This window comes from Arthrobacter sp. NPDC058192, from assembly GCF_042883665.1.
Lineage (GTDB): Bacteria > Actinomycetota > Actinomycetes > Actinomycetales > Micrococcaceae > Arthrobacter.
In genome coordinates this window covers 230,425-253,155 of sequence record NZ_JBHVVJ010000004.1, presented here as the reverse complement: position 1 = coordinate 253,155, position 22,731 = coordinate 230,425, and the positions used below count along the sequence as shown (strand labels likewise).

The following is a 22,731-nucleotide window of genomic DNA, read 5'->3' as shown; positions in this document are numbered from 1 at the left end:
GGCCGCCTTTACACGTGGTCGAGCAGATGATCACGCGGTGGGGTCCGGCTCGCAGGAGTGCGCCTTTCGAGGGTGATGACAGTGGCGGCTAGGGCGATAGTGAGGCCCATGACGGTCTCGAGGGCGCGCTGAGTCAGGAGGGTGCCGATCGAGGCTGGCAGCATGAGATCGCCGAGCAGAAGGGCCATCGGGGTGAAGAAGACCAGGCCGAGGCTGTAGTTGCGCCCGGTCGTCAGCTCGGTGCACGCCTGGAGCACGGCGATCAGGATGATCGCGGCATAGCCGCTGGGGTGGGCGGCCAGGACGAGGGTTGCGACGCCGAGGCCGGCGGCGGTGCCGATCACCCGCTGGGCAGCGCGCGTGAGGCGGGCGTGCAGGTCGGGTGCCGACATGGGGACGGATGCCGTGACGAAGGTCCAGTAGGGGTGGCCGATGCCGCTGGTCGCGACGGCGAGGCCGGCGGCGGCAATACCGAGCAGATAGCGGGCGGCGTGGCGGCCCACCGGGTCGGACGGGCGTAGGCCGCGCCACGACAGCCGATACCGCACCGGGGCGCCGCCGTCACGGGCGGTGCGACCCGGAAGGGCGAGCAGCAGCGCAAAGACGGCCGCGCCAGCCGCAGCGAGGGCGGCGGCGGGCACCGTGCTCAGCGCGATCGGGACCGTGGCCGAGGCTGTGAGGGCGAAGACCGGGTTGAGGGCTCCGGCCGGATGCCATCGGCCCAGCTCGGCTAGCACTACCGCGACGCCGGCCCAGGCAGCCGCGACCGGGACGAGCAGCCAGAGCCGGAACGGGACGGTCGCCACTAGGGCGCCGACGACGACGCCAACCACCAGCACCACACCAGCCTGCGCCTGCATGGCCAGGCGTACCCGGGCCGGCTCGTGTCGGCCGTACAGGGCGGTGAAGGCACCGATCGCCGCATACAGCAGCAGGTCGCCGCGACCGGACGCCAAGCAAGCCACCAGCGGCACGAAGATCGCCAGGCTTGCGCGCAGGGCGGTCCAATGGGCGCCGGCATGCGGGCCCAGGTCGAAGACTGCCGCCCACCAGGACCGCGTGGGGGTGGGCTGTGTCATTTTAACCTTCCGAGGTGGTACAGGAATGAAGTACTTCGAGGTTACTACACCTATGAACTACTATTGTGGTTGACCGAGGCGACCGCCACGGGGGCGCGGAGGAGGCGGATGGATCAGGACGCAGACGGCCTGCCCGCTCATGGCGACGTCGTGGACCGGATGCAGCGTCAGTGGGCCCGGCTGCGCCCGGACCTGAACTTCACCAGCCTCGGGGTGATCCACCGCGTGCTGCGCGCTTCCCGCCTCATCCTCGAAGCCAGCGACGCCTTCCTCGCCGACTACGGGCTAACCCGCGGCGAGCTGGACGTGCTTTCCGAGCTGCGCCGTACGGTCGAACCTCTGAGCCCAACGGCGCTGGCCCAGACGCTGCTTGCCCCGCGCTCCGCGATCACCATGCGGCTGAACGCCCTTCAGGCTCGGGGACTGCTGAGCCGGACGGCCAACCCGGCCGACGGCCGCTCGTCCCTGCTCGTCCTCACCGACACTGGCGCCGCGCTCGTGGACGAGGTGATTCCCGCCCAGCTCGCCCTCGAAGATGCCCTACTCGCCGAAGCCCCGGCCTGGGCCGTCGAGGGCTTGGTCGATCCCCTGCGGGCACTGACCTCCGTGTGGGAGCAGGGACGCGGCCACGCAACCGGCTCCAGCAAGGACCGGGGGAACGGCGCGCTTGAGCCCTCCGAATGAGCCGCAGCAGCGCGCGCTTCGGGTGAGCATCAGCCGACGCGCTACCGGGTTCCGCGAGGTAGACCACCAACGGCTCCAACCTGAGGACGGAGGTTGGCTGTGGAAGCAGCGTCAGACTGGACTGCCGAAAAGTCTTCCTGGACATGCACGCCGAGCAGTCTTGGATTCAAAACTGACACCCAATCCTGCTTGAGGGTCTTTGAGACTGCTCAAGGTTTCGTTGACAGCGGGGTTGGTAGGTTCTTACGCGGCTGAGGCCGCGTTTTTTATTGCCTCAAACTCCATGGGTGTCAGACGTCCGGGGGCACGTTGGCGGCGTTTTCGGTGGTAGCTGCGCTCGATCCAGGTTGTGATGGCGAGCCAGAGTTCGGCCCAATTTCCTGCAGGGTCCAGGAGCCTGGCGGAACCGGACCGGGCCGGGGCGTCACTTGAGCTTCAGAATCGCTCGCGCGACGACCAGCGCCTCCAGATTGGATTGCACCTCCGTGACCGCTTCCCGGATCGCCTGTTCGGCGCTGGGTCCGTCACCGGCGCCGGCCAGCCCGCGGACGTATCCTGCCAGGTCCTCAACCTCGGTGTCGTAGCAGTTGCCCTTGCGGGACATCGACTGGACCGCGCCGGCGCCCTCCAGGAGAACGCGCCAGGAGACGTGGCGGTACTGGAAACCCTGGTCCGAATGAACGAGCGGTTGCTGCCCGCACGCGAGCGTTGCCAGCGCCTTGCGGAGTGATGTGTTGGTGAGGTCAAGATTCGGGGAAAGGCCCACCGCGTAAGAGATGATCTGCCGGTCGAAGAGGTCCATGACCGGTGAAAGATAGAGCTTCCGGTCGCCAACGCTGAACTCGGTCACATCCGTCACCCACTTTTCATTCGGAGCAGTGGCTCCGAACTCGCGGTTCAGCACGTTCGGGGCAACCGCGCCCTGCCCGCCCTGATAAGAGTTGTAGCGCCTCTTTCGCCGGACCTTGCAGACCAGCCGCAGCGCACGCATCAGCTTCAGCACGGTCTTCTTCGCGACCGTCCACCCTTGCTTGACCAGCTCGGTGTGGATGCGGCGGTGCCCGTACCGCCCATGGTTCTTCTCGAAGTAAGCCACTTCCGCCCGCAGCCGTTCGTTCTCCCGCCGCAACCGCTCCAGCTCCGGTATCTCCGCGGGCTGTGGAGCGTGGGGCGCATTTGGCCTGCCTTTCGGCTTCGGACGCAGCGCATCGGCACCCTCGCGGCGATACACCCGCGCCACGTTTTCAGTAACCCAGGCGAGGACAATCCCACCTCCGCCGCAAGATCCGGGGCAGTCTCACCCGCGATGAACCGTTCGACCAATGCGAGCTTGAATTCGAACGAGTACACCTGTCTCGTCGGCTTGGCCACCAGCGCTCCTCGACCATGGATCCTCCACCGCCGATAGAGAAGCTTTACCGGTCCACGAGACACGCCCAGTAACCTCGCCGCCGCACTATCCGCGATGCCCTTCTCAAACCACGTTACAGCGGCCTCGCGTTGATCCTCGGATAACGAACTAAATGCATGCATAAAAATGCTCCCCGGGAGTCGGAACCGAATTTCTCAGTCCAACTTCCGGGGAGCAGTTCATTCATCGGGCGGGGCTTTCTTTCCGCAAATCACGAGCCATTAGTAATGGGAACACCAACAACGGAGGAGTGATGTGAGACCGAGGCCTAGGTGGCGGCTTCCGCCACGTACGAAACGCCAAGTATCCGCGATTGGAAATATCCTCGTAGCTGACACCAGCCCGGACCTAGTTGGCGAACGAGAGGGAGACCGTGCTAATTCGGCCGCTCACGCATGTGGAACACGCTATACATCTACGACGAAGCCTGGCGACCCATGCAACTGGCGCTTCTGCCGTTGAGTACACTAAAAATCTCACGGCCCACGGCCCACGGCCCACAACGGCGAACTCGTCGTTTGCTGTCCAGAGTCTCGCAGGACATTATGGTGAGCGCACCAACAGCTTTCACGATCGCCTGCCGAGGAGACCAAATCCGATGCCACATACCTGCAAGCCATTGTCATTTTGCATTTCAGCGGTTGGCAGGCGTACTAGATGACTCGCTCGAATTTTGACGGCGCCCAGCCTGGCTCGCGGACAATCTCTCGCTCGATCCGAAAAGCGCCGCTAGATGTACTTTGGCACATGGGACAAAGGGACCATAACGACCAGCAGTCGCGTGACGCGAACGAATGGTATTGGATAAATCGATTCGGTCACTCGCTAGTCGATCACTATGGTTCTGGGCTCATGGGCCAGACCTCCTACTATGCGGGACCTCTGACAGAAGAGGAGATCGATCGCCTGACACCGGAGGACCTGGCAATGCTCGCTTGCTCCGCAAGCGTGGTGGCGCGCACGACAGCAGCAGGCAGCGCGGCAACTCCTTCAAGCTCGCTCGAAAAGCTAGCCTTCGACTCCGAACGAGACGTCCGCAGGGCAGCGGGTCACAACCCCTCAACCCCCGCAGCGGTGATTCTGCGCATGCCTAGCCGAAACTCAGATGGCACGTAAAATGGTGAGGTCAGCGAGCATCGTCTTGAGTTTCTGTGGGCCGAACTCGAATCTGTCCCAGTCGATCGAGAACTCGCTCTAAAAGTCGCAGCCGGCCGCTACGAGGATTTGCATCGCGTTGCACTTGCCCGAAAGAAGTCAGTTTCTGTGGATATTCTTACGAGGCTTGCTGCCAGTTTCCGTTTGCCACCAGAAGCGGCATTAGAACTTGCTGAGAACAATCACATAGAAGTTCGAAGCTCATTGGCGGCGAATAGGTCGGATAAGATTCCAACGGAAGTTCTCGTGGGTCTTGCAGACGACGCCGCACCCGAAGTACGGGCAGCCGCAGCGACAAACTACAAACTGCCGGACGACGTGCTCCTGCGCCTGCTCGATGACGAAAGCGCCGAGGTCCGTCATGCGGTGATTGTTCACGGTCATTTAAGCTACGACGTTCAGCAAGACCTGGACGGTGAGGATGAATCGCGCCGTAGTCTTCAAGAGCGTCTGCGGTCACACAAATGGTCCGGGCGCTACCCGGAGGATGATGGGGAGGAATCTCCTCGTGCAGCGCTCCTGCGCAAACTAGCTGGATCACCGTACGCGCTAACGCGTGCTGCAGTGGCCCAGAATCCTGAAACACCTATCGACGTTCTCGAAGAACTCGCAGGCGACACCGAAGAAGAAGTCACTCGTGCCATTTCGTATGGGCTCGGATACGACACGGCCAACCGCTTCGTCGATGGGGGCTACAATTTCACCACGATTTGGTGGTACCGCCGGCGGTTGAGCAGGACAGAGTTTTCAAAACTTCTGAACTCTCCTATGGCCCTTCTCCGAGCCCTGGGAGCCGCTCGCCATGAAGCCTTCCTTCAAGACGACCCCGAGGCGATGTCCAGGCTGGCACGAGACTCAGCTCCCATTGTCCGGGCTGCGGCGGCGACAAGCCCTTTTATTTCGTTTCTAGACTTCGTCGAATTGGCGAGTGACACGGAAGAAACCGTGCAGCAGGCCGCTTCGTCATCCATCATTGACTGGCTTAGACGGCAGCAGGAGCCGCATATCCCTTATGAACAGAGGGAAAACTTCGATAACAACTGGCTTGTCCGAATGGAATCGGTTCCAGATGGAGTTCCTGAGTTTCTTGGGAAGCCGAATTGGTACGAGTTACACTTTGACCGTATTCCCGTAGGCGGGTTCGGGTGGTCTGTAGGAGACGAGGAGCTTGAGCTTCTGGCGAAATCCGGAAGCAGTGCCGTGCGCGCCGCGGTTGCCTCCTACCCTGGACCTCACGAGTCACGTTACAGTTCGGCTCGCCTGACTCCGAAGGTGCTTGCTCTCCTGTTGAGGGACGAAGACAGCACTGTTCGCGAGCGCGCGCTCGGCAACACCGGCACGGCTGCTGTCAGCTTGGCTGCCTCCAGCGAAGCGCCAGCGGAGGCGCTGGGCCACTATGCGCGTTCGAGGAACCCTGACTTGCGCCGCGCGGTCGCGGCCAACCCGCTGACGCCGGGCCCTATTTTGGCGAACCTCGTGCGCGACACAGAGGACTCCGTCCGTGCGGCCGTTGCCGCAAACCTTGCTACGCCGGGCGAAGCCCTCGTCGTCCTCGCTGGTGACCAGAGCGAGGAAGTTCTACTTGGGTTGCTGGCCAACGAGAATACTCCTCAGGCAATCCTTGAGCAGCTAGCCATCCGCCCGGCAGACTACGGGGAAGCCGAGCGGCATAGAAGGCTCGCCATAAACGCAAGTTCGCCCGCGCATGTCCTTGCCAGGATTGCATACAGTTGGTCGGGCGAAATTCGTGAATTAGTTGCAGGGAACCCGAACACGACCGTGGGTACTCTGGAGATCCTGACGTTCGATGAGAACCCGCGTGTGCGTGCTGCTGCGGAGCGTCGCCTCCAAAGAGATTGAAGGTGTTTGAGACCTGGTCAATGCCATGTGATTTACTTGCCTCATTCGCGGAACCCTACCAAGTAACCGGCGAAGCGCAGCGACCGATCAGGAACACGGAATGCTATCGGTCATCCTCGAGCGGGTTCACGACGCTCCCAATAAGCTCAGGTTGCGCCCGTGAAGGCCATGCCAGCTGGTGAGAACCCCTGTCCTCGATGTCCAAAGGCTCAACCAGCGGGTGCGTCGTACTCGCGCTCACTTGCCTTAGGAGTGTCAAGAGTGCGTGCATGGTCTGATGACACGAACCTGTTCAACCAGTTCGTGCTCCGCGGACTGCGCCTCGGCATAGCACCCATTGGGAAATCCGAATCTGGAATGAAGCGGGGGCTGCCGGCTACGGGATCGTGTCCACGGACACAGCCCTTAACCAACCCTCCGTGGTCTCACCGTTGATCGTTGCCTCACCCGATTCCACGACCATCTGGACCTTTGTACCGTCCCGCCACCCGGCAGCATCCGACTCGTCAACGAACACAAGGGCGTCACCGCCGCTGGGTCCGGAATCGTGCGGGAAAAGACGAAAGGCACCTTCGGGGAGCTCGTCGAGCACATCAACAGGCTCTTCGAAGGCGTCGGGATCAGCGACGAGGACCAGATCAACGTCATCTCCTCCGTCATGCGCCACGCGGAGAACAACGAACAGCTCCAGCGCGAGGCCATCGCCAACGGGCCCGTGGACTTCGCCGCCTCCCCCACCCTGCCCGAAGCCATCGAGGAAATCGTCTACGTCGCCGGCGAAGGCCACCAGAAGGCCATCAACGCCCTGCTCGAAATGGCCGACAACGGCGGGCTCATCGACGTCCTCCTCCGCGGCGGACTCCAGCAACGCCTCCGCGACCGGGCACAACAGGAAGCCGCCGAGGTCGGCTGAGTCTCCCACAATGCAGGAAGGCCCAGGCTCCAAAACGGAGCCGGGGCCTTCCTGCGTCGAGCCCAGTGCAGACGAGCGTGAAGTCACTATTGCCCAACTATCTTGGAATTTCACACTGACCGCGGCTAGTCACGACTAAATCGCGAGTACCTTTTCAAAAGTCGCGCAAACTCTGCAAAAGTCGTAACTAGACGTTCAAGTCACAGTGAGTTGTCGATCTATACGACCGCCAACTAGGCCGATCGCCGCCAACTATCCAGTCCCGTTCGGGTCTGCCCCGGCTTTTGTTGACTTGGGGTCAACAAAAAGCGGGTAGGCCCATTGTCTCGTATTCGAAGGGGTCAATCGGGCTGGGACGACCTTGTCAAGGATCCCCGCAGAGTGGATTTAAACGTCGTAGCCTGCCTCTCGTAGATCCTCGCGGAGCACGTTCACCATTGCCCGGTCGTGGTGGCGAATTGCCGTCTTGTCCCATGTGGTTCCGCTCTTGACCAGTTCTGCAATCAGTTGCAGCTTCGTGCTCTGCCGGACGATCTCTGTCTTGTTCGCCTTATAGGGAGGCAGATTGTTACTGAACTTGGAATTCGTGCTGACACTAACAAGTGCGAGATTTCCAAACATGTGGAGCTCCTCATCATCAGGCGTCACTAAGTCCCAACCGTCATCGTCTCGGTTGGCGTACTGAGGAAAGAAGTGCTCGACGGAGTTTCGGTACACGAATGTGAAGTTGGGATCGGCCGGTAAGGCGGGGTCGGCACCCTTCGCTGCGAGAAGATAGTCAAGGTAGGTGAAAACGATTCGCTCGATGTCGAACCCACGCGGTTGGGCTCCCACAAAGAATGCCTGCTGCACCTTTTGGCGTGCGTGCGTCCTCAGAACGCGGAGGATCGCATGAGCCGCCTCCTGCCGTGGCAGGCCAATAAGCGGTTCGCGCAGAATTCTCGTGATCCAGTGCATCGTTCGCGGCGAGGTGTAGGTGACTCGAAACATTGACTGGAGCAGGAGCACCTCACGTGTTGCGTCGTCAACGGGGGTGTCCTCCCACTCCCCCTTGCCGGGTGAGAAGGCGTTGGGGAAGCGCGCGTTGGTCTTAGTCCGTTTGCCTTGTTGAGGCTCTGACTCGCCGCGGGTCAGTCGTTTAAGAGACCAAGCGCCGTCGTCAGCGTTGGTTGCCGTGAACTCACGCTTGAGGACGTAATTGTCAAGCACAAACTTGCATTGCAGAAGAACCTCGACGAAGTGCTTAGCCCGGTCCGACCGTTGTGTCTCGGAGAGCGGTTTGAAATCGCTTTCGAAGAGTTTAATTAGCTTGCTGTCGTCGAGGTGGCCGTCGACGTCGTCCTCGCCGCCCGTTTCCCGCAGAATCTTCAGAGCGTGGAGGAGCAAGGTCGGAAACTTGATCGGTGATTCAAATCGGCGGTGTTCGAAGTCTTCCTGGGCTGGCTCCTCAGCGGTGCTGGCGTAGAGCCGGAGCGCTTCCCGCATGCTTACACCCGTACTCCGGCTCACACCACTTCGGGCGTGGATCTGAGGCCTTTTGGCGCGCAGGTCGTCGAAGCTTGAAACCTCTAGGCGGTCCCATGTCGAGCTGAAAATCTCGCTTCGTAAGGCCGTGCTGCTTGGAGCCAATGCCATCTGGATATATGAGTCCATCTCGGCGCATGCGTCCCAGACCCACGCGAGGCAGGCTCTGTCGTCTTCGACTTTCCCCGTCTCATTGCGTAGGTAACTCATGAGTCGCGCCTTAACGATGTCTACCTGTTCTAGTTGCTGGCCACGGGTGTTCATGATCTCGAAGTACTTGTTCAAATCGGTTCGTACAGGGAGGATCGCTCGCACGAGCTGCACGTTATCCTCTAGGAACTTCTGAAACTTGTCCCGATCTTCGGGCGTCCTGAACTTCGCCATGCGCGACGCGATCATCTTGAAGCCCACGTGGATGCCTGCACCCTCGTCGTCGTCCGAGGTTGTGAGGCGCGTGAGCGCGTGGGTAGCGTTCCTCCGTGATTGATACGTGAGCCGCGCCGTTGGCTCGACCCGGAGGTACTTCAGGAGCATGAACAAGGTCGTCAATCGTTGTTGACCATCAACGACCTCGAAGGTCACAACACTCATCCCGGCCTCAGCAGGCTTCTGAGCCACGATTAGGTTGCCCAGAAAGTAATCGTTGGCGCCCTCCTGCGCGGCGGCCCACACGTCGTCGATGAGTTGCTCGATCTGCTCAACACCCCAGGCGTAGTTGCGTTGATAGATCGGGATCTCGAAATGCGTTTCCACCTCACCAAAGAGCTTGCCAACCGTGAACAGATTTGCTTGTAGCGTGCTGATCCTCAACGGGCCAACCTGTCCAATAGGCGCAGTAGGTCCTGCTCGTGCTTCGGGTTGTCATCTCGCCCTCGGACCTCGAGGCGTAGCCGCCGAAGTTCGGTGGCGGTCTCAGCACTTCGAAGAAGAACAAAAGCGGATTGGCTGTCTTCCAACGAACGGGCGTATTTGTTCACGGCAGCTAGCTGAAGCCTCTGATGCCTTGTACGGAGGTGGTAGGCCCACGTGAACAACCGGTGCCTTGACTCGCGAATATCGGCGTCGCCGAACCGGTTCGTGTAGTAGAGCAGCGATGCCAAGTAAAGCTCGGAAACGTATCGGTACCGTGCCCGCGACGGGAGCTCACGGAAGTCGTCGTCCGTGGAGGCGAAGTCGTCCCAAGCCTTCTCCGTGCCTTCGTCCTCGTACCGTTCGTCAAAGCCCTCCTTGCGGAGTCTCCGTAGTTCCCCCAACATAAACGTAGCCATTTCGAAGAAGGGCCTGCCTGCAACCACGGGTGCGTCAATCTGAAAGCGGGTTCGGTTGACCATCCGGTCCGTTTCATCGGAGTGCTCGGCCCAGGCCCCAAGCATGGGAACGGCTGTTTGAGCGGCGAGGTGGTAGCGCGCGGCGGGAGTGCTTGCCGATTTGGGCGTCAATCCCTTAAAGGCGTCGATGTGTCGCACGGCAAAGGTCGGTGCGGAAAGTCCGCGCGCCCACCGCTTTATACGCCAGAGGTACGTCGAGAATAGCCGGTCGAGCTCTGCGTCCGGGACGTTCTCCCAGACCTCGACGAGGGCTTCTCGCATAGCGTTAGACTCGCCACTCATCTCGCGCAGGTGGTATGCCTTCAGCAGATCGTGTGGAAGCAGGGGCTTGCCCCGATAGTTCTGCGAGTCGAAGACCCGGAAAGCTTCGTCGGCGTCGTCCGTCTCCACGCGGATGATTTCACAGTTGTTACGGATGAAGTCAGCGAAGGCCTTGGCCGGCTCCTCCATGTGTCTGACCCGCCGGTCCAGCTCCGTACGGACCCGAACCACGGGAGCGGCCTGGTCCTCATGCTCTATCGGCAGGACTTCGGTGGGGAACCCGCTCGCCTCGTCGAGCAAATCTAACAGCATGGTGAGCGTCAAAAGACGCTGCTGGCCGTCGACAACATGGGTTTGAACATCCTCGTTGTCCCGGTGGAGGATGACGGCGCCGAGCACATACGAAGGCTTCTGAGCCTGCTCCGCATCTGGCAAAGCATTCGGCGCACGGTTCTCTGCCCTAAAAGCGTTTCGGATGTCGTCGAAGAGTTGAAGCGCGGTGGCGGGCTCCCAACTGTAGGACCGCTGATAAGGCGGGATCGTCAGCCCTTCGTCTAATAGTTCGCCAACGGTGACGACTCTGACGCCCTTCTCGCGTTCAATAGCCACACGGACACCCCCTTCGCAGATTGGGCAACCAACCAGCAGCCCGTCATTGAGACTCTAAGAGACTAGCCGCCTTACACAGTGCTTCGCGTGTCGATCTACAGCGCGTGTTCTATGGGAAGCCCAATCGATACGTTGGCATTGTTGGAAACACCGCCAAGGTCGCTTCAACCTGGCGGCGTCTTGGAGCAACCTCTTGCCACCCGCTCTGCTGAGGCACAATTCGTGCAGCCTCTTGCGCGCCTGCGGTTCCCGACGCTGGTGTGCTGTGTGTGGCCGTTCTTGCAGGTCCATGCGTAGGACTTTGTGCCCGGCACCACTTCGCTTGGGCTGAACCCATTCCGCTCGCGGTCCCAGTCCTTCACTAGGGCCGGCTCTTTGGTCGCCAAGTCATTCGTTCCTATGAGAAGCATGCGGCCTGTGTCTACGGGACAGGTCCTCTTCTTCTGTTTACAGCGGTAGTTGATCCTCGCCGGAAACGCATGTCCGTCATCGCACTGCCACCAGACCTCCAAATCGCTCCCTCGTGTGACCGGTCCGGGGTTGGTCGCCTTGGCGTCGACGCCGATGCTGCTCAGGTGCTCACCCAGATCCTCGAGGGGTTCGGAGAGGCAGAACGTCGGGTTGGAGGGGTCGGGGAAGTCCACCGCGATGAAGGCTTTGGAGACTACCTGCCCGCGGCGGTTCATCAAGGTCCCCATGAGCAGCACTTGGGCGGCGTCCACGTCGCCGCGGACCACGAGGACCTCGCTGCGGGACATCTCGGACAGGGCCCGGTCCCTGGCCCAGTCCAGGACGGGGTGGAGCGGGCCGAGGTAGTGGGCCTCGGGCCAGCTCATGTCATCGGATTCACGGGCGCGGTTGAGTTCCCGGGTGCCGGCGTCGACGGTTGTGGCGAGTTTGAGCCGTTCGGTGACGCGCCGCTCGGATAAGTAGTCCTGCGGGAGGTAGCCCAGGCGGTGCTGAAGGTCAACGGGCGGGTTGAGCTCGGCGAGGCCGTGGCCGGCGTGGACGGTCCAACCGAGGACCTTGTGCGGATCGCCGAAGGCCTCGTTGAGGGCCTCGTCGAGGAAGTCCAGGTCCGTGGAGTAGAGGCCGAGGGGCTTCTCCACCGTTATTGATTCGGTTTCTTGGTCGTTCTTCAGGGCCTCGAAGTCGAGGAAGTCCCAGAGGTCACCTGAGTCAGGGTCGGCGTCGGGCTCTCCGACGACGTCCTCGAAGTCTTTCTTGCCGAGCAGGACATCGCGGATGGCGTCTTCCTCCTGCTTGACGCTGTACTGCCCCATGAGGGAGGCGACGTCATTGAGGACCGTGTGCGCCTCGTACTCGCGTTCCATGAGACGCGTGAGGACCTTAATGTCACCGGAAAAGCGGGTGTTGTGCGGGTTTAGGAGCAGGGTGGTGATCTGCGGTTTCTGGCGCTGGCCGAAGCGGTCGATGCGGCCGTTGCGCTGTTCGATCCGGATGAGGCTCCAAGGGATGTCGAAGTGGATCAGGTGGTGGCATTCGGCGTGCAGGTTCACGCCTTCGGACGCGACGTCGCCGGTGACCAGAACCCGAAGCGGGCTGTTGCCGCGCTTGAACTGGTCCACGATGCTTTGCTGCTCGACGTCGCTGAGGCCACCATGCAGGAGGCCGACGTTTTCCGGTTTAAGCCCGAGTGCCGTTGGCAGCGTCTCCTGCAGCCACTTGAGCGTTGCGACGCGCTCGGCGAAGACAACCGCCCGCATTGGGGATCCCTTGCCGACGCCGATCTTCTTCAGGTACCTGACGAGTTCGGTGTACTTGGCGGGTTCACTGGTGTTGGCTGACTCGGCGAGCTTGCTGAGGCGTTTGAGGGCTTCGGTTTCCTTTGCCTCGGAAGGTGAATCGGCGTCGAGCTTCCTGAGACGATCAGTGACCGTTTCGAGAAGCGCGGCAGGGCTGGATAGGAACGCCTTGGCAAGGAGCCAGGAGAACAGCGCGCCGTTCTGGCCCGAATACGGTGCCGGCCTGCCTTCGGGGTAGAGCCAGACGTCGGAGAGCTCCTCGGCGATGGCGTTCTCCGCTGCGGAGGCGGACACGAGCCTGTTGTCCGGCTCTTCCCGCTCGGCCCAGTCCGCACCGACTTCCTGGGCAACTTCGGGGCTGTGCCGGTGCCGGCGGATGATGAGGTTCTCCACGTGCTTGGGGTCGAAGGTGCCGTCCGGGCGGACGGCGGTGGGTCCAGCAGCCGCAGGATTTCCGCGAACGACTCGTTGCGTCCGTTGTGCGGGGTGGCGGAGGCCAGAGTGAGCGCCTCGGTGTTGGGCGCGAGCACCCGGGCGAGCTCGTTGTTCATGGCCTGGGTGTTGGTGACGTTGTGGGCCTCGTCAGTGACCACCGCGTCCCAGTGCAGTTTGCCGAGCTGGGCCCGGTAGCGGGGGCTTTTCAGCGTGTCCATGGAGATGATGGCGCGCTTGTAGTAGGTGAAGGGGTTGCGCGTGGCCGGGAGCTTTTGCCGAATCTTCTGGATGCCGGCGGAGTCGAGGCGGACGAAGGGCAGGGCGAAGCGGCACCAGAGCTCGTGCTGCATCTGCTCCAGCACGTGCCGCGGGGTGACGATGAGGATGCGTTCGCCGCGGCCGCGTTTGACCAGTTCGCTGAGGATCATGCCGATCTCGAGGGTCTTGCCGAGGCCCACGGCGTCTGCGATAAGGATGCGCGGGCGGATGTTCTTGGTGTCCAGGGCCTTCGCGACGGCGATCTGCTGGTACCTGAGGTTCCGCGACAGCATGCGGGTGGAGACAGTCAGGTACTCCGCCGACTGGGGTGTCGGAGTCTTGCGGAGAGTGGTCTCCAGGAACAGCCGAGCCCGGCGGTAGTTGGGGGTGTCGTCGGCCACAACCTTGGACTTGGCAGGGTCCACAACTTCGATGGTGTCCAGGGCGGAGTAGAACGCGGCAGCGGTGTCCCGAACGAGCTCGCTGAGGCCCTGGACCCTCATGAGGGTGCCGTCAACGGACTTCTCGACGCTGGTGACAAGCCAGTCCTCGTCCATGACACGGACCACTGAACCGGGCGCGACGTTGAGTTCAGTTTTGGTGATTCCCTTGATGGTCAAGTGATACTCCTGTATTCGGTTGCTCCCCCTGCGCATCCGCAGCAGCCTGTAACAGCTTAATGCAGCTCTCCGAAGGACATCGGCATTGCACCATCAACGGAACCGAGAGTAACGCTCAATTGGGCAAGATCGTTACGTCCTGAATATCCGTCGCGACTGCAATGCGATCCTTCACGATCCAAACCTCGACCCAGTGCTCGCCGTGGAAGCTACTCGTTTCGGTGATTTCGTGACCCCGCTTACGAATCTCACCTCGGAACGATTGCCTGCGGGCAGCTTCTTCGCCCGCGTTGCGTACCTTCCAGTACACGTCGTAGGGTTCCGTGACCGTACAGTCTTCGACGCTGAACCGAAGCGAACGACCCACTGGGACATGGTTGCCTCTCCCGCTCAGCGGACGGTAGCGACCACTTCCTTTACTATTCGCTGACATGCGACCCACAACACGAACCCGCTGCCGTGGGTCAAGCGACAACAAAATGCCGTGATCCTTCTCAATGTCCTGTTCCCCGGGAGCCAGCGTCTTTTCGTAGTGACTTGATGCCGACGCCAGAAGGGCGCCGCTCTCGCCGGCTTCCCGTGTCGTGGAGCCGAACGATTCGCCGAACAACTTGCGCCACTTTTCCACGCTTTCGTCGGCGTCAGCATCCAGAGCTTCAGTCATGAGCCTTGACCAGGTCTTTACCTGGCTTTGAAGGTTTTCAAACCCGCTGGGGGTGAGCCGATCGGCGAGGTTCTGCCCGATGCGGTCGTCGACCCACGGGGGCGTCAACATTGGATCGACATATTCATGCAAAGCCTTGACGAGTGACGTGAGGGTGCTCGCGACGTTGGCATAATCGTCCACGCCGGCGAAGGACCTCACGCGCTCTGCCAGCAATGCTGACAAGACAACGGAGGGAACCTGAATCGAGCTCCGGTCGCGCAAGTACTTCATCAGGCGTACCACCCGCACCAAGTGCCCGTGCGTCGTCCGGTTGTTGTCCTCAAACCAGGCAGTGTAAGCGACCGGATCCTGGCGGATGAACTCGTTGCGGGTACGGTGCGTGATGTAGGTATTACCATCGTCCCGCGTTACAAAGGGGACAAGATCGATGTGGAAATCCCCTGCATAGTCCAACTTCACGCACCGCTTTCCGAGGACCGCCATGTCACGGTAACGGGCGGAAGACTGAAGGGCTTTATGGAGCGCTTGGGTGTACTGCTTGGGCTCCCAGTCATCTTGCTCGTCCATGGGCACGAGAACGTCGGCGTCGAAGTCGTTCCCGCTGAAGGGCCTAATTATCGTCTTGTGCGCAAACGAACCCTGGGGAATCACGTCATCCGTCACGACGACAGCTAGGTCTTCATGGCCGGCGATGAAAGAGTTCACCGCCGATACCCGCGCATGGAGCGTACTTGTCCGTGTCGCATCGAGGTTTACGTAATCGCGCAGGAAGAGATTGAATTCCTTAGTTCGTGCCGTCATGCTGTGACCTCCAGAACCGCATCATAGGAATCGTCATCGTTTCGCTGGTATAGGACTAAATCCGGCTGGGCTTCACGCATGTGATGTCGCCCGAGAGTGACTGCCGCCGTGGTTGGTACCGCGGCGATCAGGTGAATCTTGCTAGCCTTCGGGAACGTCGCTTCGATCAGGCTCAGTGCACCGCGCCACGTTTGGCCAAAGGCGTTCAAGGCGGCACGGCTGTCTATCACGTCCGGAGTCGGTTGCAGTGTCTTAGGGCGAAGCTCCAACACTGGCATTCCAGCGAGCGTGCTTGGAATACGTTCACGACTCACTCGCGCACTCAAACTCACGAGTACAACTACCTCTTCGACAGCACCAGCAGGGCTGAAGGCGTCCAGTCCAGTTACGTGCTCGACTGTGAAGGTAGGGACTGGGGTCGCGGGGCCCGCTCCAGGCCAGGTCCATGCATCCACTCCGTCCTGGCGTTGACGGTGGTATAGGAGAGTCTCGGCCTTGTCATCCAGACGGGATCCCAGATAAATGAGAACGGGAACAGGAGCTATGGCGAACACGCTCAATACCGAGGTGTCCTCCGCAGCAATGGCGTCGAACACCCTGTCGACCGTCTTGTTTATGATCTCCTTGGCGCGAGCCCAATACCAGGACGCGCTTTCAGAGTCGGGAAGAGCGATGTCAAAGACGCCGTTCCTTGTGTCCTCGCCCATGCCCGTCAGTCCTTCTCGACGCAGCGCCTCTGAGATCTGGGCTGGTGGAATCGGGCTAAGCGTCCCACGCACAGACCCAACAAGCCGAAGCACTGTCGTCGGCCTCAGAGTGGCGAAGTCTGTTACTTGCCTTACACGCTCCTCGTGTTCGCTCTTCTTCGATGTCAGGAACTCCACCGAATAGCTGTCCCGGTGTTGGATGGAGTCGATTTTTTTGTGGCAGTCGTGGCACAGCAGGAACAAGTTCGATTCCCGAGCCCGGTCCTCTGCGGACAACTTAGACTTGCCTCTCGGTGACTTCGCGCCCGACGTAGCTCCGACGTTGTGCGCTATTTCGCCCGTTGGGACTGAATGCCAAAAGTTGCTCGAATCAATCAGCCATTCGGAGCAGAGGACGCACCGTGCCGCTGCTCGCCCCCAAACACGTTCACGAACTGCGTCAGGGATATTGCTGCGGGCGATCTCTGTGTCCTGTAGTTCTTCACTCAATGTCTGATCCTTTGCAGTCCGGACGCCAACGCGCCATCTTTCAACGGGCGCTCTGCCGTAAAAGCAGTGTTGAGGGGAGTCAAGGCAGCGACAAGCCTCGAAGAAAGCCCGGGCTTAGTTGCAAGTCATGCAACTAAGCCCGGGCGTGAGTGTCGCCAACTAGACCGGTCTTCGCCAACTTTCCAGTCGCGTTTCGCCAACTAATGGTCAAACCGCCAACTAGCTTCCGATCTCACAAGTGACTAGAAGTCCCAGTCCTCATCCTCAGTGTTGACAGCCTTGCCAATCACGTACGAAGACCCCGAACCCGAGAAGAAGTCGTGGTTCTCGTCAGCGTTCGGCGACAGGGCCGAGAGGATCGCCGGGTTCACATCGGTGACGGAAGCCGGGAACATGGCCTCGTAGCCCAGGTTCATCAGGGCCTTGTTGGCGTTGTAGTGCAGGAACTTCTTGACGTCCTCGGCCAGGCCGACGGAGTCGTAGAGGTCGTGCGTGTACTGGACCTCGTTCTCGTACAGCTCGAAGAGCAGCTCGAAGGTGTAGTCCTTGATTTCCTGGCGGCGCTCCTCGGAGACCTTTTCCAGGCCCTTCTGGAACTTGTAGCCGATGTAGTAACCGTGCACGGCCTCGTCGCGGATGATCAGGCGGATCAGGTCGGCTGTGTTCGTCAGCTTGGCCCGTGAGGACCAGTACATCGGCAGGTAGAAGCCGGAGTAGAAGAGGAAGCTCTCGAGCAGCGTGGAGGCCACCTTGCGCTTCAGGGGGTCGTCGCCCTGGTAGTAGTCCATGACGATCTGGGCCTTCTTCTGAAGGTTCTCGTTCTCGGTGGACCAGCGGAACGCCTCGTCGATCTCCTTGGTGGAGGCCAGCGTGGAGAAGATGGAGGAGTAGCTCTTGGCGTGCACGGACTCCATGAACGCGATGTTCGTGTAGACAGCCTCTTCATGCGGGGTCAGCGCGTCCGGGATCAGGGAGACGGCACCGACGGTGCCCTGGATGGTGTCCAGCAGGGTCAGGCCGGTGAACACGCGCATGGTGAGCTGCTGCTCGGCCGGCGTCAGGGTGTTCCACGACTGCACGTCGTTGGAGAGCGGCACCTTCTCCGGCAGCCAGAAGTTGTTGACCAGGCGGTTCCAGACATCCACGTCCTTGTCGTCCTGGATGCGGTTCCAGTTGATCGCCTCGACGTGGCTCAGCAGCTTGACCTTCTCGGTCATGTCATCCCCTCAATGTTGGGTTAGTTCTCTAGTTAAAGCGTATGACGGCGGGCGGCCGCCCGCCGTCGTACAATCACGAATTAGTTGAAAATTAAAGCATGCAGCTGACGCAACCCTCTACCTCGGTCCCTTCCAGCGCGAGCTGGCGGAGACGGATGTAGTAAATGGTCTTGATGCCCTTCTTCCAGGCGTAGATCTGGGCCTTGTTGATGTCGCGCGTGGTGGCGGTGTCCTTGAAGAACAGCGTCAGGGACAGGCCTTGGTCCACGTGCTGCGTGGCGGCAGCGTAGGTGTCGATGACCTTCTCGTAGCCGATCTCGTACGCGTCCTGGTAGTACTCCAGGTTGTCGTTCGTCAGGTACGGCGCCGGGTAGTACACGCGGCCCAGCTTGCCTTCCTTGCGGATCTCGATCTTGGACGCCACCGGGTGGATCGAGGAGGTGGAGTTGTTGATGTAGGAGATCGAGCCGGTCGGCGGGACGGCCTGCAGGTTCTGGTTGTAGATGCCGTGCTCCATAACGGAAGCCTTCAGCTCACGCCAGTCATCCTGGGTGGGGATGTGGATGTTCTTGAACAGCTCCGCAACCTTGGCGGTCTGCGGCACCCACTCCTGCTCGGTGTACTTGTCGAAGAACTCGCCGGAGGCGTACTTGGACTTCTCGAAGCCGCCGAAGGTCTGGCCGGTCTGGATGGCCAGCAGGTTGGAGGCGCGGACGGCGTGGAACACCACCGAGTAGAAGTAGATGTTGGTGAAGTCCAGGCCCTCTTCGGAACCGTAGTGGACCCGCTCGCGGGCCAGGTACCCATGCAGGTTCATCTGGCCCAGGCCGATTGCATGCGACTGGTCATTGCCGCGGGCGATCGAGGGCACCGAGGTGATGTTGGACATGTCCGAGACGGCCGAGAGGGACCGGATGGCCGTCTCGATGGTCAGGCCGAAGTCCGGCGAGTCCATGGTCTTGGCGATGTTCAGCGAGCCCAGGTTGCAGGAGATGTCCTTGCCGGTCTGGTCGTAGGACAGGTCATCGTGGTACGTCGTGGGCTGGGAGACCTGGAGGATCTCGGAGCACAGGTTGGACATGATGATCTTGCCGTCGATCGGGTTTTCCCGGTTCACGGTGTCCTCGAACATGATGTACGGGTAGCCGGATTCGAACTGGATCTCGGCGAGGGTCTGGAAGAACTCGCGGGCCTTGATCTTGGTCTTCTTGATCCGGGAGTCGTCCACCATCTCGTAGTACTTCTCGGTGACCGAGACGTCGGAGAACGGCATGCCGTAGACCTTTTCGACGTCGTACGGGGAGAACAGGTACATGTCCTCGTCCCGCTTGGCCAGCTCGAAGGTGATGTCCGGGATCACGACGCCGAGCGAGAGGGTCTTGATGCGGATCTTCTCGTCCGCGTTCTCGCGCTTGGTGTCCAGGAAGCGGTAGATGTCCGGGTGGTGCGCGTGCAGGTAGACGGCACCGGCGCCTTGGCGGGCACCGAGCTGGTTGGCGTAGGAGAAGCTGTCTTCGAGGAGCTTCATCACGGGGATGACGCCGGAGGACTGGTTTTCGATCTGCTTGATCGGGGCGCCGACCTCGCGGATGTTGGTCAGCGCGAAGGCCACGCCGCCGCCGCGCTTGGACAGCTGCAGGGCCGAGTTGATCGAGCGGCCGATCGACTCCATGTTGTCCTCGATGCGGAGCAGGAAGCAGGAGACCAGCTCGCCGCGCTGCTTCTTGCCGGCGTTCAGGAACGTCGGGGTGGCGGGCTGGAAGCGGCCCTCGATGATCTCGTCGACCATCTGGGTGGCCAGCTTTTCGTCGCCGCGGGCCAGGTGCAGGGCCACCATGCAGACGCGGTCCTCGTAGCGCTCCAGGAAGCGCTTTCCGTCGAACGTCTTCAGCGTGTAGGAGGTGTAGAACTTGAACGCGCCGAGGAAGGTCTCGAAGCGGAACTTTTTCTTGTAGGCGCGGTTGAAGAGCTCGCGGATGAAGTTCATCGTGTACTGGTCGAGGGTTTCGCGCTCGTAGTACTCGTTCTTCACGAGGTAGTCGAGCTTTTCCTCGAGGTCGTGGAAGAACACGGTGTTGTTGTTCACGTGCTGCAGGAAGTACTGGTGGGCGGCCTCGCGGTCGGCCTCGAACTGGATCTCTCCGCTGGGGCCGTACAGGTTCAGCATGGCGTTGAGCTCGTGGTAGCCCAAGCCCTTGTAGGCGGCGGGCATCTCGGGCTTCTTCTTGAGTTCGACGGCGGCAGCGGTGCCGGTGCCTGTGCCTGCGCCCTCAGTTACTGCGGTGTCTGCGACAGTCGTGTCCAAAACTTTTCCAATCCTTCTTGTACACGGGTGACGTCTTCCGGCGTGCCCATGAGTTCGAACCTGTATAGGTGGGGGACGCCGCATTTTGCGGCGATGATCTCCCCCGCCATGCAGTAGTTGTCCCCGAAATTCGTGTTGCCTGCGCCGATCACACCTCGGATCAGCCTCCGGTTGCCCGGGTTGTTCAAGAACCTGATGACCTGTTTGGGAACAGATCCCTCTCCCCCGGTGCCGCCGTACGTCGGCACCACCAGCACGTAGGGCTCCCGGGCCACCAGCGGCTCGTCCCTCGGGTAGAGCGGGAGCCTGGCGGCGTCGACCCCCAGCTTCGCGACGAAGCGGGCCGTGTTTTCGGAGGTGGAGGAGAAGTAGATGAGGCGGCAGTGCGTTTGCTCGGGAGCCGCTGTGCTGACCGCTTCCCCGCCGTCAGCCGTAGCGGCCACCCGATCTTCAGTTGTTGCGGCCATGGGAGTGGTCACCTCACCTCATCTACCGTGAAATCCTGCCTGGTAGCGGCGTTCTGGGCTTTTCAGGCGACAGGGCGTTTCAGGCTACAGCGACGGCGGCGGCCTGCGCCAGTTCTTCGATCTTGTCCGGGCGGAAACCGGACCAGTGATCCTGGTCGGTGACGACAACGGGGGCCTGCATGTAGCCCAGGGACTTCAGGCGCTCGAGGGCCTCCGCATCCTGGGAGATATCAACGCTCTGGTAGGCAATGCCCTTCTTGTCCAGCGCGCGGTAGGTTGCGTTGCACTGAACGCAGGCCGGCTTCGTGTAAACCGTAACGGTCATGGTCCTAGTCCCCTTTGTTGAAAGTTCTCTTCGGAGCGCTTCCCCGGCTCCGACCGTCCCGCGCTGATGCTCTGCTGGAACTGTAAGTCGATACTACATGTAGTGCAAGAGCCTCACGCGGACCCCAAGATGATGTATTACAAGTATGTCATTTCATGCACCGTTAATCCACAGGAAGGGGCCCTCCAAATGTCCGGATTTCAGCCATTTTGGCGGACGAAATCCACACCCTGTGGAGTAGTTAGCCACATTAATCACTCCCGCGTGTCGCATGCTGGACGGCGTGTCGCGCCCGCACGGCAGGGGCCCTGATCGTGGGCCGGGACACTACATCTGGTGTCCGGGCACACGCGGGATTCGGCGCATGAAAGAGGCGGGCACCGTGGTGCCCGCCTCTCTCGGTCGTGAATGTTCTACACCCTGCGGTCGAGCACGATCTGCTGGACGTCGAGGTAGCCGGTCTCGAATCCGGCCCGGGAATAGCAGAGGTAGAACAGCCACATCCGCTGAAAGACGGCGTCGAAGCCCATGGCCCCCACCTCGTCCACGCTGTCCATGAAGCGTTCCTCCCACAGCCGGAGGGTCTGGGCATAGTGCTCGCCCATGGCGAGGCGTTCGCGGACGCGCAGTCCGGTCTGTTTCTCGGTGGTCTCCTCGATGGCCCGGACGGAGGGGATGACCCCGCCGGGGAAGATGTACTTGTGCACCCAGGTGTAGCTGGTCCGGGTGGCCATCAGCCGGTCGTGGGCGATCGTGATGGCCTGGATGGCCACCTTGCCGCCGGGGGCCAGGACCCGCTCGATGGTCTGGAAGTACGTGGCCCAGTATTCGAAGCCGACCGCCTCGATCATTTCCACCGAGACGACGGCGTCGTACTCGCCCTCGACGGCGCGGTAGTCCTTGAGCTCGATGGTGACGGCGTCCGCGTAGCCGGCGTCGGCCACGCGCCGGCGGGCCAGTTCCTGCTGCTCGCTGGAGAGGGTCACGGAGTAGACAGTGGCGCCGCGGGCGGCGGCACGCAAGGCCAGCTCCCCCCAGCCGGTGCCGATTTCCAGGACGCGGCTGCCTTCCTTGACGTCGGCCTTGTCCAGCAGGCGGTCGATTTTCGCCTGCTGGGCGTCGGCCAGGCCGTCCCAGGCCACCGTGCGGAGCGCGTCGCCGCTTTCCGGGAACAGGGCACTGGAGTAGGTCATGGTGCTGTCCAGGAAGGTGGCGAAGAGCTCGTTGGAGAGGTCGTAGTGCCTCGAGATGTTGGAGCGGGTGTTCTTCTCGGTGTTGCGTTCCCGGCGTGGCTGGCGCGGCAGGTAGAGGGCACGCAGCTTCTGCAGCGGCTCCGGCACGAGCGTCCCCACCCGCGCGGCGAACACCTCCATGACGGCGGTGAGGTCATCGGCGTCCCAGTCGCCGGCCATGAAGGACTCACCCAGGCCGATCAGCCCGCCGTCGCCGAGCCGGGCGGCGAACGCTTCCGGCCGGTTGATAGTCATGACAGGGTAGGCGGTGCCCCCGGAAGCCCGGTCCGCTTCTTCGCCCAACGCCTCTTCGCCCGCCGCTGCTTGGCCCGCCGCTGCTTGGCCCAGGACCGTGCCGTCCGGGTAGCGCACGGCCAGCGGCAGGGTCCGGACGGCGGCCCTGAAGATGGCATCGGCAGCGCGCCCCGCGATGCGGGCCAACAGGGATGACGGCACGGCCGCGATGCTGGGCCAGATGGCCGGGTCGATGGTCACGGGCGGCCGCGGGACTGTGTAGGGAACTGCTTTCGGAACGGCGTTGACGCCGGGTTCGGCATTAGTGCTGACATCGGTGGCGCCCCGCGCCCATCCTGCACCGGATCCGGTCGCTTCGGTCAT

Annotated in this window: 16 protein-coding genes; 3 read left to right on the top strand and 13 right to left on the bottom strand. The window is 61.5% G+C overall.

The features are described from left to right. Positions 1-8 precede the first annotated feature (8 nt). Positions 9-1,079 carry an FUSC family protein gene (locus ACFVVK_RS06220; RefSeq protein WP_390264885.1) on the bottom strand — a complete coding sequence of 357 codons (1,071 nt, stop codon included), beginning with the start codon at positions 1,077-1,079 and terminating at the stop codon, positions 9-11. A 108-nt stretch (positions 1,080-1,187) separates the two neighbouring features. Between ACFVVK_RS06220 and ACFVVK_RS06215 the strand changes: the two genes are divergently transcribed. Next, on the top strand, positions 1,188-1,763 hold the full coding sequence (locus ACFVVK_RS06215) for a MarR family winged helix-turn-helix transcriptional regulator (protein WP_390264882.1): 576 nt from the start codon (positions 1,188-1,190) through the stop codon (positions 1,761-1,763). Between the two features lie 424 nt (positions 1,764-2,187). Here the strand turns inward: ACFVVK_RS06215 and ACFVVK_RS06210 are convergent, their stop codons facing one another. After that, the gene (locus tag ACFVVK_RS06210; RefSeq protein WP_390264880.1) at positions 2,188-2,994 is read right to left on the bottom strand and encodes an IS3 family transposase; all 807 of its coding nucleotides are present in this window, start codon (positions 2,992-2,994) and stop codon (positions 2,188-2,190) included. 1,443 nt (positions 2,995-4,437) lie between these two features. On the opposite strand from ACFVVK_RS06210, the gene ACFVVK_RS06205 reads away from it, so the two are divergent. After that, on the top strand, positions 4,438-6,189 hold the full coding sequence (locus ACFVVK_RS06205) for a hypothetical protein (RefSeq protein ID WP_390264878.1): 1,752 nt from the start codon (positions 4,438-4,440) through the stop codon (positions 6,187-6,189). A 547-nt stretch (positions 6,190-6,736) separates the two neighbouring features. Further along, complete coding sequence (locus tag ACFVVK_RS06200) at positions 6,737-7,102, top strand: hypothetical protein (protein ID WP_390264875.1); 366 nt, start codon at positions 6,737-6,739, stop codon at positions 7,100-7,102. Between the two features lie 387 nt (positions 7,103-7,489). Here the strand turns inward: ACFVVK_RS06200 and ACFVVK_RS06195 are convergent, their stop codons facing one another. From ACFVVK_RS06195 to ACFVVK_RS06145, 11 genes are all read right to left on the bottom strand, one after another. Continuing rightward, positions 7,490-9,436: a DUF262 domain-containing protein gene (locus ACFVVK_RS06195; RefSeq protein ID WP_390264873.1), complete on the bottom strand. Its 1,947-nt coding sequence runs from the start codon at positions 9,434-9,436 to the stop codon at positions 7,490-7,492. Further along, complete coding sequence (locus ACFVVK_RS06190) at positions 9,433-10,824, bottom strand: DUF262 domain-containing protein (RefSeq protein ID WP_390264870.1); 1,392 nt, start codon at positions 10,822-10,824, stop codon at positions 9,433-9,435. Before ACFVVK_RS06190 ends, ACFVVK_RS06195 begins: the two co-directional genes overlap by 4 nt. 164 nt (positions 10,825-10,988) lie before the next feature. Continuing rightward, entirely contained in the window at positions 10,989-12,551 is a 1,563-nt protein-coding gene (locus ACFVVK_RS06185) for a zinc-ribbon domain-containing protein (protein ID WP_390265030.1), read from the bottom strand. 29 nt (positions 12,552-12,580) lie between these two features. Beyond that, positions 12,581-13,903: an SNF2-related protein gene (locus ACFVVK_RS06180; RefSeq protein ID WP_390264867.1), complete on the bottom strand. Its 1,323-nt coding sequence runs from the start codon at positions 13,901-13,903 to the stop codon at positions 12,581-12,583. A gap of 115 nt (positions 13,904-14,018) precedes the next feature. Further along, positions 14,019-15,371: a cyclic GMP-AMP synthase DncV-like nucleotidyltransferase gene (locus ACFVVK_RS06175; protein ID WP_390264865.1), complete on the bottom strand. Its 1,353-nt coding sequence runs from the start codon at positions 15,369-15,371 to the stop codon at positions 14,019-14,021. After that, entirely contained in the window at positions 15,368-16,354 is a 987-nt protein-coding gene (locus ACFVVK_RS06170; RefSeq protein ID WP_390264862.1) for an SAVED domain-containing protein, read from the bottom strand. The genes ACFVVK_RS06175 and ACFVVK_RS06170 overlap by 4 nt, the downstream gene beginning before the upstream one ends. Before the next feature lie 455 nt (positions 16,355-16,809). Further along, positions 16,810-17,784: a class 1b ribonucleoside-diphosphate reductase subunit beta gene (gene nrdF / locus ACFVVK_RS06165; RefSeq protein ID WP_390264860.1), complete on the bottom strand. Its 975-nt coding sequence runs from the start codon at positions 17,782-17,784 to the stop codon at positions 16,810-16,812. 91 nt (positions 17,785-17,875) lie between these two features. After that, the gene (gene nrdE / locus ACFVVK_RS06160) at positions 17,876-19,996 is read right to left on the bottom strand and encodes a class 1b ribonucleoside-diphosphate reductase subunit alpha (protein ID WP_090953763.1); all 2,121 of its coding nucleotides are present in this window, start codon (positions 19,994-19,996) and stop codon (positions 17,876-17,878) included. Positions 19,997-20,058: 62 nt separating this feature from the next. Further along, entirely contained in the window at positions 20,059-20,556 is a 498-nt protein-coding gene (nrdI, locus tag ACFVVK_RS06155; protein ID WP_390264858.1) for a class Ib ribonucleoside-diphosphate reductase assembly flavoprotein NrdI, read from the bottom strand. Between the two features lie 79 nt (positions 20,557-20,635). Next, on the bottom strand, positions 20,636-20,881 hold the full coding sequence (nrdH, locus tag ACFVVK_RS06150; RefSeq protein ID WP_018773329.1) for a glutaredoxin-like protein NrdH: 246 nt from the start codon (positions 20,879-20,881) through the stop codon (positions 20,636-20,638). Positions 20,882-21,294: 413 nt separating this feature from the next. Continuing rightward, on the bottom strand, positions 21,295-22,731 hold the full coding sequence (locus ACFVVK_RS06145; protein ID WP_390265027.1) for a class I SAM-dependent methyltransferase: 1,437 nt from the start codon (positions 22,729-22,731) through the stop codon (positions 21,295-21,297).

Bases quoted from the DNA above. Each gene is read 5' to 3' on its own strand.
- nrdH (WP_018773329.1), bottom strand. From the start codon at position 20,881: ATGACCGTTACGGTTTACACGAAGCCGGCCTGCGTTCAGTGCAACGCA.
- ACFVVK_RS06145 (WP_390265027.1), bottom strand. From the start codon at position 22,731: ATGACCGAAGCGACCGGATCCGGTGCAGGATGGGCGCGGGGCGCCACC.
- ACFVVK_RS06220 (WP_390264885.1), bottom strand. From the start codon at position 1,079: ATGACACAGCCCACCCCCACGCGGTCCTGGTGGGCGGCAGTCTTCGAC.
- nrdF (WP_390264860.1), bottom strand. From the start codon at position 17,784: ATGACCGAGAAGGTCAAGCTGCTGAGCCACGTCGAGGCGATCAACTGG.
- ACFVVK_RS06215 (WP_390264882.1), top strand. From the start codon at position 1,188: ATGGATCAGGACGCAGACGGCCTGCCCGCTCATGGCGACGTCGTGGAC.
- ACFVVK_RS06185 (WP_390265030.1), bottom strand. From the start codon at position 12,551: ATGCGGGCGGTTGTCTTCGCCGAGCGCGTCGCAACGCTCAAGTGGCTG.
- nrdI (WP_390264858.1), bottom strand. From the start codon at position 20,556: ATGGCCGCAACAACTGAAGATCGGGTGGCCGCTACGGCTGACGGCGGG.
- ACFVVK_RS06175 (WP_390264865.1), bottom strand. From the start codon at position 15,371: ATGACGGCACGAACTAAGGAATTCAATCTCTTCCTGCGCGATTACGTA.
- nrdE (WP_090953763.1), bottom strand. From the start codon at position 19,996: ATGCCCGCCGCCTACAAGGGCTTGGGCTACCACGAGCTCAACGCCATG.